Raw genomic sequence first — 13,183 nt, 5'->3', positions numbered from 1 at the left:
CACAATATGCACAGGGGGTGTGGATAAGAATATCCACACCCCCCGTTTCACCACTCAGCCGGCACTTTCCCGGTTTTCCACATTCTCGTTCGAAGCGGCATCCGCCGCCTCGTCGGACGCGCGTCCTTCCCGCACCGACTGGTTGCAAGCCGCCATGCACGCTCTCGCAACGGCGACGACGACGTCGCGGTCGATCGCGGTCCCTTGGAACAACTTTCCGCCCACCTCGATTTCCACCGCCGCTTCGGCGTTCGCCTGCTCGCCGTGCGCCATCGACTGCAGCTCCAAATCGACGAATTCCAGCTCGAACGGCATCGCCTGCTTGATACAGCGGATAAGCGCCTCGATCGAGCCCTCCGCAATCGCCGAGTACGCCGCCTCTTTGCCGGTTTCGTGATCCTTCACCGTCACCGATGCGACCCGGTTTTTCAAGCTGCTGACGACCACCTGCACGTCGACGAGCGTAAACCGCTCCAGCGACCGGTTCACCGTGCTGCCGACCAGACGGATCAGCTGCTCGTCGGTAACCCGTTTCTGCTCGTCGGCCGTCTCCTTGAACCGGACGAACAGCTCCTCCAGCTGCTGCTCGGTCAGCTCGATGCCCAATTCGCCGACGCGGTGCTTGATCGCATGGCGTCCCGAGTGCTTGCCCAAAATGATCATGTTGCGCGGAATCCCCATCTGCTCGGGGTCCATAATTTCGAACGTGCTGCGGTTTTTCAGCATGCCGTCCTGATGAATGCCCGACTCGTGCTGAAACGCGTTGCGCCCGACGATCGGCTTGTTGTAGGCGATCGGAAAATGCATATGGCGGCTCATCATCCGCGACGTTTCGTAAATATGCCCGATGTTGACGGACGTCTCCACGCCGAGCGACTGCTTGCGCGTCTCGATCGCCATGACGAGCTCCTCGAGCGAGCAGTTGCCGGCCCGCTCGCCGACGCCGTTGATCGTGACCTCGACCTGAGTCGCGCCCGCCTGGACGGCGGCCAAGCTGTTCGCCACGGCCATGCCCAAATCGTTATGGCAGTGCGTGCTGTATTCGACGGTATCGCCGCCGCGCACCTGCTCGCGCACCCGCTTGAACAGTCTTCCGTACTCCTCCGGCAGCGCGTAGCCGAGCGTATCCGGAATGTTGATCACCGTGGCGCCTTCGGCGATGACCGCTTCCACCAGCTCGAACAGAAACTCCTCGCCCGTCCGGGACGCGTCCATCGGAGAAAATTCGATCCGGTCGACGAAACGCTTGCCGTAGGCGACCATTTCGCGGGCGATCTGGATGACCTGCTCGCGCGATTTGCGCAGCTGATGCTCGAGCAAAATTTGCGACGACGAGATGAAAATGTGCAGCCGGCGCAGCTCCGCATCGCGGGTCGCCTGTACGGCCGCGTCGATGTCCGCTTTCATCGCCCGGGCGAAGCCGACGATTTCGACGCCGGTGCCGTGCAGGTCGCGGGATATTTGCTGCACCGCGGCGAAATCGCCGGGGCTCGAGATCGGGAAGCCCGGCTCCAGCACGTCGACGCCCAGCTTCGCCAGCTGGCGCGCCAGTACGATTTTTTGCTCCGGCTGCAGCGTGGCCCCGGGGGACTGCTCGCCGTCGCGCAGCGTCGTGTCGAAAATTTTGATTTTTTTCCTATCGGATATCGTCATGGGAAATCCCTCCGTCAAATGGTATGTTGGTCGGCGCTTCGATACGCCTTCGATTGCGGGGGACGCCAAAAAGCCCGTCGTCCCCCCATGCAGGAGACGACGGGCTTCGATCCCCGTCGCGGTACCACTCCGCTTGGTCCGGCTTGCGCCGAACCCACCTCGTGCGCGCCACCGCAAGCGCCGCGATCCGCAATGCCTGCCGGCTTACATGCCGGTCGGGCTTGACTGTTGGATGCGACGGCTCTGGAATGCCGCGCGGCCCTATATCGGGGGCCATTCCGGCGGACGTACGGTTCAAGCGTGCATGCGGCGCTTGCTTTCCGTCCCGCTGCTCCCGGGCGAGTTCGGTTCCGTCTTCGGCTGCGTCGCACCTACCCGCAGCTCTCTGTCATCGAAGGTTCGGACTCCTACTACTCCCGTTCATGGCGTTCATATCGTATAAGGTTGTTCTCGGAACGATACCGGACCGGAAATACAAAAGCCCGTCGTCTCGTAAGAGACGACGGGCTGATCCGTCGCGGTACCACTCTCGTTGGTTCGGCCGTCTTGCGACGGACGTCGAACCCGCTCCACCATGCGAGGAAACCGATTGGCCGCCGTCGCATGAACCCGATGACGGGGGTTACCCGTCGAAACGTAAGGCTTGCCGCCGAATCGGCACCGGCGCCTTTCGGCCGATGGTTCGGGCAAACGTTCCGTTCCGCCGCTCCCGGGCGAGCTTCAGGATGACATTCGGCTGCGTCGCACCAACCCGCAGCTCTCTGGTCGAATGGTTCTCCCTACTGTTCCCGTTCGTCGCGTTTTTCAGATATTGGTTACGATTATAGTATGCGGAAGCCGCATTGTCAATGCACGGATTCGAAAAACGGATCCTTCACCGACCAGCCTCCGAGCGAGAGCAGCGGCTCCGCCTTCAGATCGAGCGGCGACGTCTCGCCCCTGTCCCACTTCAGAAAGGCGGCGGCCGCGATCATCGCCGCATTGTCGGTGCATAGCGACAACGGCGGCGCGAGCAGCGGCAGCCCTTCGCGTCCGCACCGGTCGGCGAGCGCCTCGCGCAAGCCTTTATTGGCCGCGACGCCGCCGGCCAGCAGTAGCTGCTTCGCGCCGAATTCCTTCGACGCGCGGATCGCCTTCTCGACAAGCACCTCCACGACGGAGTCCTGGAATCCTTTGGAGATGCGCACCGGATGGATGACGTCCCCGCGCATTTTCGCCTGGTTCAGGATGGCCAGCACCGCCGACTTCAAGCCGCTGAAGCTGAAGTCGTATGAATCCGGCTCCAGCCAGACGCGCGGCATCGGCACGCCTTCGTCCGCCTCGTGCGCCAGCCGGTCGACGTGCGGCCCGCCCGGATACGGCAGCCCCATCGCGCGGGCGACTTTGTCGTACGCCTCGCCGGCGGCGTCGTCCCGCGTCTGGCCGATGACGCGGAACACGCCCGGAGCCGGCACATGCACGAGCTCGGTATGCCCGCCCGAGACGACGAGCGCCATCAGCGGATAGTCGAGCTCGTGGACGAGCCGGTTCGCGTAAATGTGTCCGGCGATATGATGGACGCCGATCAGCGGAATTTGCAGCGAGCAGGCGAGCGCCTTCGCCGCCACGACGCCGACGAGCAGCGAGCCGACGAGCCCCGGCCCTTGCGTGACCGCAATCGCGGACAGGTCGGACAGCCGGACGTTCGCCGCGCGTACCGCCTCGTCGAGAATGAGCGTGATGCTCTCCACGTGTTTGCGCGAGGCGATCTCGGGGACGACGCCGCCGAACCGCTTGTGCGTCTCGATCTGGCTCGAGACGACGTTCGACCGGATGATCGTCCCGTTCTCCACGACCGCCGCCGACGTCTCGTCGCAGCTCGTCTCCACGGCCAGGATCAGCCCCGGCCGCGATGGTGTCTTTTCGTTACGTTGCGTCGGCATTCGTCTCCCGCTCTCCTTCCTCGGCGATGCGGCGCAAATGCGCCCACATGATGATCGCGTCTTCCCCGTTGTCCGTATAATACCCCTTGCGCAGCCCGGCCGGGATAAAGCCGAGCTTCGCGTACAGCCGCTGCGCGACGACGTTCGACACGCGCACCTCGAGCGTCATCCGCTCCGCCCCGAGGAACATGGCGGCCGACTGCATCTGCACGAGCAGCCGCTCGCCCAGCTTCCTGCCGCGGTACGGCGCTCTCACCGCGATATTCGTAATATGCGCCTCGTCCATGATGAGCCACATGCCGGCATAACCGGCGATTTCCCCGTCCAGCTCCATGACGAGGTAATGGGCGAAATGGTTGTTCGTCAGCTCGTTCTGAAACGCTCCGGCCGACCATGGCGTCGGGAACGCCTCCCGCTCGATCTCGCATATCGTCTCGATGTCGTCGAGACGCATGGAGCGGAACTGCGGCGCCTCGCCCCCGACCCGCTCAGCATGCTCCAAACGGCTCGCCTCCCCGCTGTTCCTTTTGCAGCAGCTTCACTTCCGCCTCGGCCAGCTGCGTATAGTTCGGCACGATGCCGTGCGGATCGTCATGCTCGCCCCGATCCAGCCGCCGCCACGCCAGCTCGGCGATTTGCGCCGCACGGATCTCGCCCTCGCGCACGTCGGCCGCCCCGGCAAGCTCCGGATGGCGGGCGAGCCACGCCCGGATCGTATCGCCGAAGCCGGCCGTCTCGCCGACGAACGCGATCCGGTCGGGCCCGCGGCCGTCTCGTCGTCCGCTCTCCGCCTTGGCGCTCAGCTCCTCGAGCCAGTCCGCCGCGAGACGGATGCCGTCCGGCTCGATCGTCCGCCAGCCGTCCCGCTCCGAGGCGTACACGCCGCAAAACGCCTGACCGCGGCGCGCGTCCAGCAAGGGAACGAACCAGCGGGAGGCGGACGTATCCGCCCCCTCGGTCGCGTTGCGCTCCGCGTCGCCGAGCGCAAGCGCCTCCAGCCCGGACACCCCGACGACCGGGATGCCGAGCGACCAGGCGAACGTTTTCGCCACGGTGACTCCGATGCGCACCCCGGTATACGAGCCCGGGCCGGTGCCGACGGCGACGGCGTCGAGATCGGACGGCGCGACGCCCGCCTCCTTCAGCATCGCCTCGATTTCCGGCAGCAGCTTGATCGAATGATTGCGCTCCGCCCGGGAGCTCCGCTCGGCGACGATGCGTCCGCCCGACGCCAGCGCCACGGTCAGCGCGGCCGTCGACGTATCGATCGCGAGCAGCCTGCCGGTCCGCGCGTTCCGTTCCTCGTTTGTTTCCCGTTGTTCCGTCGTCATGATAGCGTCCCGTTCTCCTTCAATTGCGCGCACCACCGCTCGTAGAGGCCGCCGTGCGGCGTCAGCTCGAATCGCCGTACCCGCTCCCCCGCATGTCCGATCCGGATTTCGAGATGATCCGGCGGCAGAAGGGTCCGAATGCGCTCGGCCCACTCCACGATCGTCACCCCGTCGCCGAAAAAGTAATCGTCGAGCCCGAGCTCGTCCGCTTCCTCCTCCGACAGGCGGTACACGTCCATATGATAAAAAGGGAGACGTTCTCCCTCGTACTCCTTAATGATCGTGAACGTCGGGCTGTTCACGACGCCGGGCACGCCGAGCGCCCGCGCGACGGACTGCGAAAACCGCGTCTTGCCGGCTCCGAGGTCGCCGTCCAGGGCGACGACCGTGCCCGCTTCCATCCGGACGGCCAGCGCTTCCGCCAGCCTCGCCGTATCGTCTTCTCCGTTCGAAACGTACGTGTAGGATCGTACCGTGGCCGCCTCCCCCTTTCACGCAAAATGATTGTAGCCGTTCTTCGCGAGCGGTACCTCCGCTCCCCCGGGCTCGCGGACAATCGTCACGGCGGCGCCGTCCTCGGCCGCTGCGGCCGAAACTTGGCCGACGAACCAGATGCGCCTGCCGGCCCGCTCGAACGCTGCGGCCAGCTCCTCCGCACGATCCCGCCGCACCGTGCCGACGAGCTCGAAGTCCTCGCCGCCGTACAGCGCCCATTCGAGCGGATCGGCGCCGACCGACGCGGCGTACTCGCTCAGCTCGTCCGCCAGCGGGATGCTCGCGCCGTCGAGCGCGATCCGGACGCCGGACGCCTCGGCGATTTCGCGCGCCTCGCTCGCCAGCCCGTCGCTGACGTCGTTCAGCGCGCCGCAGACGCCGGGCTCGGCCGCGGCCAGCAGCCGCGCCGCGTCGAAGCGCGGCTCCGGGCGCCGGTGGGCGCGGACGAGCGGCTGCAGCGGCTCGGGCAGCCGCTCGATCGGCCCGGCGCGTTCGCCGCGCGCGAGCAGCGCGTGCAGGCCGGCGGCCGACCCGCCGAGCGGGCCGGTGACGAACACCGCGTCGCCGGGCTCGGCCGCGGAGCGCAGCAGCGAACGGCCGTCCGCCGCTTCGCCGATGACCGTGACGGTCACGGTCAAGCCGGCCGGCGACGATGTCGTATCGCCGCCGACGACGGCGACGCCGTATCGGTCCGCGCACGCGTACAAGCCGTCATACAGCTCTCGCAGCTCGTCGGCCGTCCACGACTGCGGCGGCACGGTCAGCGCGACGAGCGCCCACCGAGGCTCCGCGCCCATCGCCGCGAGATCGCTCAGCGCCGCCGCCATCGCCTTGTAGCCGATGTCGTCGCTTCGCATCGTCTCCGGCTTGAAATGGACCGTCTCGACCATCGTGTCGCACGAGACGACGAGCTCCCGGCCGGAGGACGGCCGCAGAACGGCGGCATCGTCGCCGATGCCCATCTTGACGCCGGAGGCGGCCGGCGCCGCGCCCCGGTCCGAACGGGGACGGTTGAGCCTTCGGATCAGCGCGAATTCGTCCATGCCGATGCCTTTCACGTATTCCGCCTCCCCTTTCAACTTGTCCTTATTATATCGGTCCCGCCGGAGCACCGCAACAACGGGGTCTGCCGCATGTCGCGCCGGTCTTACGCGCGCTCCGTTATTTTTCGAAATGCCGGGCCGAACCGTCATTTGACAATGCCAAGGTCGTCAAATTGCGATAAAATACGAGTGAAAGAGAAACGAAACGGCAGCTTTTGTCGTATCGTATGGTAGAGACAGGCAGGACAAGCCGTGCGCGAAAGGAGGCCGAGAAGACGATGGCTATTCGGAAAGAAACGGATCGGTTTCATAAGGGGACAAGGTCGGCCGTGTCTCTGCGCGCGGCCGGATATACGATTGCGGCCGCCGTCCTGCTGCTCGGAGCGGATCCGGACGAGGCTCATGCCGGCGTGGTGGACCGGGTGAAAAGCTTCATCGAGCTTCCCGGCCAAGTGGACGAGCTGAAGGAGCAGTACGATACGACGAAACGGCAGCTGGAGGACGCGACGAAGCAGCTCGAGGACGTCTCCCGGCAATCCCGGGACACGATCGAGCAGTACCGTCAGACCGAGCAGCGGCTGCGGGAGGAGAACGAGCGGCTAGCCCGGCAAAACGAACAGCTGGCGCAGGCGGTGAACGGCCTGCAGGATGCGGAGAAGCAGCGCGCGGCCCGATCGCGCCGCACGTGGCTGCTCGTCTGGACGGCCGCCGGCCTCGTCGGGCTTTATTTCGTGACGGCCCGGCTGTTCCGGCTGGCGCTTCGCAGCAAAAGCCACCACACCTCGAGGGGGCGCTGACCAAGATGGATATCCGTACCGATTCCGCAGCAGGCGGAGGCGCCCTTTCCTCCACGGCGGAGCTGCATTTGGCGGAGGGAGAAGCCGTTCACGTGCTGCATCCGCAGCAAATTGCGGCATTCCGCGGGGAATCGGCGCGGCGGGAAGACAAGCTGATGAACCTGCAAGGCATGTACCGCAAAAAGAAGCTGATCCGCTCGAAGCTGTCCGGGCCGTCCTCCGTGCTGCTTTCGCTCCCCGGAGGCTATACGCTCCACAGCCTGAAGCTCGGCGGCAACGAGGATTTGCTGTTCGAATTCCGCCACCTGCTGTACTATACGGAGGGCGTTCGGATGCAAAGCGTCATGCAAAGCTTCAAAAACGTCATCGCGACGAAGGACGTCATGCGGATGAAATTTGCCGGGGACGGCGCGATCGGCCTGATCGCCGCCGGTCCGCTGTACGAGTGGAAGCTCGATCCCGTCACGCCCTCCTACATCGACGCGCGGGCGCTGATCGCCTATCCGCACAACGCCAGGCTGGAGCTGAGCGTGTACGGCAACCATTTGGCCAGCCAGCATATGAATTACCAGTGGAAAATGACCGGGGAAGGCAGCGCGCTGCTGCAGACGGGACGGCCGGACGCCCGGCTCGAGCAGTTCGTCGGGCAGGACGGCTTGCTGAAGCGGCTGCTGCGCGAAATCGTGCCGTTCGGCGGCGTTTGGTTCAAATAAGGATAAACAACGAAAGCCCCGGACTCCGGCACGCGGAGACGCGGGGCTTTTTGTCGTTTTCCGTTTACGGCTGCTTGGCCGGACAAGCCGGGGCTACTCCGTCGCAATGCCCGAGGCTTGCTCCTGCAGCTCGGTAATGGGCACGTTTTTGGATACGCGCGGATCGTTCTCGGGGTGAATCGTCGCCACTCCGCTGTACTTGTCCACGCTGTCGATCCAAACCGATTCGCCCTGCCATTTCACTTCGATTTTGTCCTTCGACAACAAAATATGCTGTGCACGATCGTAATCCATTTTTCCGCATCGCTCCTCTCTATTGCGTTCTCGATGTACTTGAGGGGACCGTCACGACAAGTTCGATTCGTCGTCGCCCATCGTATCCACCGTCGTCTCCTCGATCAAACCGTTATGCATCGTAACGGTACCGCCTCCGAGCCCTTCGTTGATCATCCGGTCGATGTCCATGAAGTAATCGTCCCGGCCCTCGTGGTCGGGTTCGTTGTGCATCCGCTCGACCAATCCGCTCCCTCCTTTCGTCCGATCTTTCGTTTAGCGTGCCCAATTCGAAAGGGCGCATACGACAAGCCCGCCGGGCATAGGCTAGAAGAATGGCGCCTGCAGGTGTAGAACGGCGGCGATTGGACCACACTGGAACGTAAGAACGCAGCTTGCCGCTCCCGCTTGCAGGCCATTTCGATTCGTCGGACCCGGTACGCTTCCGAGCCGTGCCGCGTCGATCGTCAAAGGAGGAAACCAAGGCGATGCATACCGTATGGAAAGGCGCCATCAGCTTCGGCCTCGTGCACGTGCCCGTAAAAATGTTCTCCGCCACCGAAGACAAGGACATCTCGATGAAGTATATCCACAAAGCTTGCGGGACGCCGCTGTCTTACGTCCGCACGTGCCAGCATTGCGAGCAGTCGGTGGAATGGGAGCAGATCGCGCGCGGCTACGAGTACGAGCCCGGCCGGTTCGTCCTGTTCGAGAAGGAGGAGCTCGACTCGCTGTCGGAGGCGAACAAGGAGATCAAGATTTTGGACTTCGTCGACTTGACCGAGATCGATCCGATTTATTTTCAGAAAACGTACTATCTGTCCCCCGGCGAAACCGGCTCCAACGCCTACAGCCTGCTGCTCGAGGCGATGCGCCAGACGGGCAAGATCGGCATCGCCAAAGTGTCGATCCGCTCCAAAAGCAGCTTGGCCGCCATCCGCATCATCGGGGACTGCATCGCGATGGAGACGATTTTTTACCCGGACGAAATCCGCTCGATCTCGCAGGTTCCGAACCTGCCCGAAAATCCGCAAGTGAACGACAAGGAGCTGACGATGGCGAAAATGCTCATCGAGCAGCTGTCGACGCCGTTCGAGCCGGGCAAATACAAGGACGATTACCGCGACAAGGTGATGGACATGATCCAGCACAAAATCGCGGGCGAAGACGTCAAGGTGGCGCCGGAGGCGCCGAAGGCGAACGTCATCGACTTGATGGCCGCCCTGCAGGCGAGCCTCGAGGCGGCGAAGCCGGCGAGCGTCCCGACGGAAGCGGCCGAACCCGCGGCGGCCCCGAAGGCGAAGGGCAAGAAAAAAGCGAAAGAAACGGTGTCATGATCGGCGGCTTCGCGCCGCATGGTCCGATCGCGGCCTCCTCCCGCCGGGAAGAGGCTTTTTTGCGCTATCGGAGGAAATCCGTTACGTACGTTTTGCCGAAACCGGGGAATACTGTTGATTGGGAAGCAACTATTCGATTGGGGCGGGTGGCGGCGTGGAGTTGAAACCGATCGTTCCGTTCGAGCCGGTCCGCGCGGAGCAGGCGCCGACGGGGCCGAATTGGGTGGCGCAAATCAAATGGGACGGCGTCCGGATGCTGGCATACGGCGACGGACCGGAGACCCGCCTATGGAACCGGAGAGGGAACGAGCGTACGATGCAGTATCCGGAATTCGCGGACGTCCGCCGGTACTGCAACGCGTCGTCGGTCATCCTCGACGGGGAGATGATCGCCCTCGACAGCGCCGGAAAACCGTCGTTTCACGAAATCATGAAGCGGGACCGGCTGCGCACCGAAAGCAAAATCGCTCAGGCGATCTCCCGGGTGCCGGTAACGTATATGATCTTCGACGTCGTCTATTGCAACGGGGAGTGGGCTACCGGGATGCCGCTCGGCGAGCGCCAACGGCTGCTGGAACGGATCGTCGTCCCCGGCGAACGGGTACAGCTCGTGCGCAACGTAACCGATCCGAACGCGCTGCTCGGCGTCATGCGAAGCCACCGGATGGAGGGCATCGTGTGCAAAGATTTGACGAGCGGCTACGCTCTGGACGGCAAAGACGACCGGTGGCGGAAAATCAAGCTGTTTCGCGACATGTACGCGGTCGTCGGCGGCGTCACGTACCGGGACAAACTCGTCAATGCGCTGCTGCTCGGCTTGTACGACCCCGGCGGCACGCTGTACTATATCGGCCACGCCGGTACGGGGAAGTTGACGCAGGCCGACTGGAGGCGCCTGACGGAGCGCGTGCAGCCGATGCGCATCGGCGACCGGCCGTTCGCCAACGTCCCCGAGCGGAACAAGGACGCGGTCTGGATTCGGCCGGAACTGGTCGTGAAGGTGCAATTTCTGGAATGGACGCCGGACGGCATCATGCGTCATCCGAGCATCCAGACTTTCGCGGAAGGCGCCGATCCGGTGCAAGTGTGCACGTTCGGTCAAGATTGACGAAGGAGGAACCGTTATGGCGACCGCCGTGAAAGGCTCGGTGACCGTGGACGGCCACGAGATTACGATTACGAATCCGGAGAAGGTGCTGTGGCCGGAGCGGAACATTACGAAGCTGACGTATCTCGAAAAGCTGCTCGGGCTCGCCCCGTATTTGCTGAAATATTGCCGCGACCGCCACTTGACGACGATCCGGTTTCCGAACGGCGTTCACGGCAAATCGTTTTATCAAAAAAACGCCCCCGAGCCGCTTCCCCCTTTCGTCCGGGTCGCTCCGCTCGACGGCGTCAATTACGTGCACCTCGACTCGATTCCGACGCTGCTCTGGCTCGGCAATCTCGCCTGCCTGGAGTTCCACCCTTCGTTCCACCGGATCGGCTCGACGCTCCCGGCCGAATGGCTGATCGACATCGATCCGTCGCTCGAGGTGGAGCCGCGCATCATGAAGGCGGTTCATCTGATCGGCGAAGCGCTGGACCGGATGAACATCCGCGCCGTCCCGAAAACGTCCGGCGCCACGGGCGTGCAGCTGTACGTCCCGCTGGCGAAGCCGTATACGTTCGAGCAGCTGCGCAAAATCGGTCATTTCCTGGGCCGGTACTTGACCCAGCAATACCCGAAGCTGTTCACGATCGAACGGCTGAAGAAAAACCGCGGCGATTTGATCTACGTCGATTATTTGCAGCATTGGTACGGCAAGACGCTGTCGAGCCCGTACACGCCGCGCGCCCGAGAGGCCGCGTCCGTGTCGGCGCCGCTCGAATGGAGCGAGGTCGAAGCGAACGTCGACCCGCGCGACTTCAACCTGCTCAACATGGAGGAGCGGCTGCGCGCGAAGGGCGATTTGATCGAGCGGACGCCTCCGCAGTCGCTCGATCACGTCCTGTCTTTTATCGGCGGGGCGTAAGCGCCTCGCCTCCTTCGGATTTTCGGTTGCCCTGCGAACAGGTGTGCGCTATATTGAAAATATAGCCATTTTCCCCCGGCAGGAGGGAACCGGCATCATCAAGCGCCACCGGATCGAAGGCCCTCCCGACCTAGTCGTCGAAATTTTGTCGCCCAGCACGAGCCGCAACGATAAAGTGTGCAAAAAACGCAACTACGAACGGTTCGGCGTACCCGAGTATTGGGTGGTCGATCCGGTTCACCGGTTCATCGACCAATTCGACGCCGAGGACGGCAAATACGCGTTATACGGCACGTACAGCGCCGGCGGCTTGCTGAACTCTCCCCGTTTCTCCTGCATGAACGTTCATATGGACGAGCTGTTCGCCCGCTTGCTTCCCGACGACTGATCCCGTACCGTCCCAAGCAAGTTCCAATCGCGCTGCCGCCAGGCAGCCAGCTGTGCAAAAAGGGCAGCCCTTCGGCCGTTTTGCGACCTTTAGGACAGCCCCCGCCGGCGTATGGGCGGACTAAGCTCAGTCCGCCGTCTTCTTCAAGCTTTCCAGCTCCGCCGTCACCCGCTCGATCATCAAGACGAACGACGACAATTCCTTCGAGCTCGTCGCCTGCGTCCGGGCATGCGCGGCCGTCTGCTCCGACTCGGTGCGGACCCGATCCAGCATCGAGCCGATCGTCTTCAGCCTGCCCTCGATCTGGACAAGCGCCTCCTTCGAGCGGGACGCCAGCTTGCGCACCTCGTTCGCCACCACCCCGAAGCCCCGCCCGTGCTCGCCGGCCCTCGCCGCCTCGATCGCCGCGTTCAGCCCGAGCAAGTGCGTCTGGTCGGAAAGCTCCTCCATCAGCTCGCCCATATCGTGGATATGCGCGATTTCGCCGGTCAGCTGCTGGACGAGCTCGTTGGCGTGTTCCTGCGATTTGGCGGTACGGTCCGCCGTCTCCGCGACCGCTTGGCTGCTCTCCCCGAGCTCGACCATCATCGAAGCGAGCTCTTGGACGGCCGTGGCGACCGACGCCAGCAGCCGGTTCTGCTCGTCGACGAGCCGCTCGACCTTCGCCTTTTCGTCCCGCTCGTACGCCTCGAGCACGAGCTGGGAATCGAGATTGAACATTTTCGATACGGCCGAGACGATGTTCGGCCATCGGTCCGGTACGACCCGTTCAAAGTGGGCGGACGCCAAATCCAAATAATGCATATACGTCCCCAAATACCAATCGGTCGTCAAGCCGATCCGCGAATGGACTTCGCCCACCACGATCCGCCGGCGAATGTATTCCTCGTCCAGCGTTCCGGACGCGAGCGAGACGAAATACCACCGCTGCGTCTCCTTGAGCCGTTCCAGCGTGCTGTACTTGCGAATGATGGCAAGCAGCTCCGGCTGCTCCGTAATCCGTTCGTACAATTCGTCGACCAGCACGTCGACGATCTGCTCGAACTGCGGCTTGTACGCGTGCAGCAGCTCGACGTCCTTATCGGTCAGCCCGATATAATCCACTTGTTTCCGGCGTTCCCCGTCCAATCGAATCATAAGATGCTCCCCCCAGAAGACCGGTATTGTCGTTTGACTCGCCCGGCAATGCGACATAATTCGACAAACATCCAACAAA

At 63.5% G+C, this 13,183-nt stretch carries 14 protein-coding genes, 1 pseudogene and 1 other annotated feature; of the genes and pseudogenes, 6 read left to right on the top strand and 9 right to left on the bottom strand.

From position 1 onward, the window contains the following. Positions 1 to 54 precede the first annotated feature (54 nt). The 6 genes and pseudogenes from DLM86_RS18080 to thiL all read right to left on the bottom strand — a co-directional run bounded on the left by DLM86_RS18080 (position 55) and on the right by thiL (position 6,459). The gene (locus tag DLM86_RS18080; protein ID WP_110841464.1) at positions 55 to 1,653 is read right to left on the bottom strand and encodes a 2-isopropylmalate synthase; all 1,599 of its coding nucleotides are present in this window, start codon (positions 1,651 to 1,653) and stop codon (positions 55 to 57) included. 492 nt (positions 1,654 to 2,145) lie between these two features. Next, positions 2,146 to 2,458: a binding site (T-box leader), on the bottom strand. Positions 2,459 to 2,498: 40 nt separating this feature from the next. Continuing rightward, positions 2,499 to 3,575: a tRNA (adenosine(37)-N6)-threonylcarbamoyltransferase complex transferase subunit TsaD gene (gene tsaD, locus DLM86_RS18075; RefSeq protein WP_110841463.1), complete on the bottom strand. Its 1,077-nt coding sequence runs from the start codon at positions 3,573 to 3,575 to the stop codon at positions 2,499 to 2,501. Then, positions 3,559 to 4,029, bottom strand: a complete 471-nt coding sequence (rimI, locus tag DLM86_RS18070; protein WP_110841726.1) for a ribosomal protein S18-alanine N-acetyltransferase — start codon at positions 4,027 to 4,029, stop codon at positions 3,559 to 3,561. Before rimI ends, tsaD begins: the two co-directional genes overlap by 17 nt. A 34-nt stretch (positions 4,030 to 4,063) precedes the next feature. Continuing rightward, positions 4,064 to 4,906: a tRNA (adenosine(37)-N6)-threonylcarbamoyltransferase complex dimerization subunit type 1 TsaB gene (tsaB, locus tag DLM86_RS18065; RefSeq protein ID WP_110841462.1), complete on the bottom strand. Its 843-nt coding sequence runs from the start codon at positions 4,904 to 4,906 to the stop codon at positions 4,064 to 4,066. Further along, a pseudogene (tsaE, locus tag DLM86_RS18060) lies at positions 4,903 to 5,373 on the bottom strand (tRNA (adenosine(37)-N6)-threonylcarbamoyltransferase complex ATPase subunit type 1 TsaE); the annotation flags it as partial. The gene tsaB and the pseudogene tsaE, both read right to left, overlap by 4 nt. Positions 5,374 to 5,397: 24 nt before the next feature. Further along, complete coding sequence (thiL, locus tag DLM86_RS18055) at positions 5,398 to 6,459, bottom strand: thiamine-phosphate kinase (protein ID WP_245954699.1); 1,062 nt, start codon at positions 6,457 to 6,459, stop codon at positions 5,398 to 5,400. 263 nt (positions 6,460 to 6,722) lie between these two features. On the opposite strand from thiL, the gene DLM86_RS18050 reads away from it, so the two are divergent. Continuing rightward, positions 6,723 to 7,241 carry a hypothetical protein gene (locus DLM86_RS18050; protein WP_110841460.1) on the top strand — a complete coding sequence of 173 codons (519 nt, stop codon included), beginning with the start codon at positions 6,723 to 6,725 and terminating at the stop codon, positions 7,239 to 7,241. Positions 7,242 to 7,246: 5 nt separating this feature from the next. Then, the gene (locus tag DLM86_RS18045; RefSeq protein WP_110841459.1) at positions 7,247 to 7,954 is read left to right on the top strand and encodes an AIM24 family protein; all 708 of its coding nucleotides are present in this window, start codon (positions 7,247 to 7,249) and stop codon (positions 7,952 to 7,954) included. A 93-nt stretch (positions 7,955 to 8,047) separates the two neighbouring features. On the opposite strand, the gene DLM86_RS18040 is transcribed toward DLM86_RS18045, so the two are convergent. Both DLM86_RS18040 and DLM86_RS32120 read right to left on the bottom strand, forming a co-directional pair. Then, positions 8,048 to 8,248 carry an H-type small acid-soluble spore protein gene (locus tag DLM86_RS18040; RefSeq protein WP_110841458.1) on the bottom strand — a complete coding sequence of 67 codons (201 nt, stop codon included), beginning with the start codon at positions 8,246 to 8,248 and terminating at the stop codon, positions 8,048 to 8,050. 51 nt (positions 8,249 to 8,299) lie between these two features. Next, positions 8,300 to 8,473 (bottom strand): hypothetical protein, encoded by a 174-nt coding sequence (locus DLM86_RS32120; RefSeq protein WP_158289541.1) that lies wholly within the window; start codon positions 8,471 to 8,473, stop codon positions 8,300 to 8,302. Between the two features lie 242 nt (positions 8,474 to 8,715). On the opposite strand from DLM86_RS32120, the gene ku reads away from it, so the two are divergent. From ku to DLM86_RS18020, 4 genes are all read left to right on the top strand, one after another. Beyond that, the gene (ku, locus tag DLM86_RS18035) at positions 8,716 to 9,564 is read left to right on the top strand and encodes a non-homologous end joining protein Ku (RefSeq protein WP_110841457.1); all 849 of its coding nucleotides are present in this window, start codon (positions 8,716 to 8,718) and stop codon (positions 9,562 to 9,564) included. A 154-nt stretch (positions 9,565 to 9,718) separates the two neighbouring features. Next, positions 9,719 to 10,672 carry an ATP-dependent DNA ligase gene (locus DLM86_RS18030; RefSeq protein ID WP_110841724.1) on the top strand — a complete coding sequence of 318 codons (954 nt, stop codon included), beginning with the start codon at positions 9,719 to 9,721 and terminating at the stop codon, positions 10,670 to 10,672. Between the two features lie 16 nt (positions 10,673 to 10,688). Then, positions 10,689 to 11,579, top strand: a complete 891-nt coding sequence (locus DLM86_RS18025) for a DNA polymerase domain-containing protein (RefSeq protein ID WP_110841456.1) — start codon at positions 10,689 to 10,691, stop codon at positions 11,577 to 11,579. Positions 11,580 to 11,622: 43 nt separating this feature from the next. After that, a complete protein-coding gene (locus DLM86_RS18020) occupies positions 11,623 to 11,967 on the top strand; it encodes a Uma2 family endonuclease (protein ID WP_211326551.1) in 345 nt (114 codons plus the stop codon). Positions 11,968 to 12,093: 126 nt separating this feature from the next. Here the strand turns inward: DLM86_RS18020 and DLM86_RS18015 are convergent, their stop codons facing one another. Beyond that, positions 12,094 to 13,104, bottom strand: a complete 1,011-nt coding sequence (locus tag DLM86_RS18015; protein ID WP_110841454.1) for a globin-coupled sensor protein — start codon at positions 13,102 to 13,104, stop codon at positions 12,094 to 12,096. Positions 13,105 to 13,183: the final 79 nt, after the last annotated feature.

Source organism: Paenibacillus flagellatus, assembly GCF_003217775.1.
Classification (GTDB): Bacteria; Bacillota; Bacilli; order Paenibacillales; family NBRC-103111; genus Paenibacillus_AB; species Paenibacillus_AB flagellatus.
The sequence above is the reverse complement of the archived record's forward strand: the minus strand, read 5'-3'. Positions and strand labels throughout refer to the sequence as shown.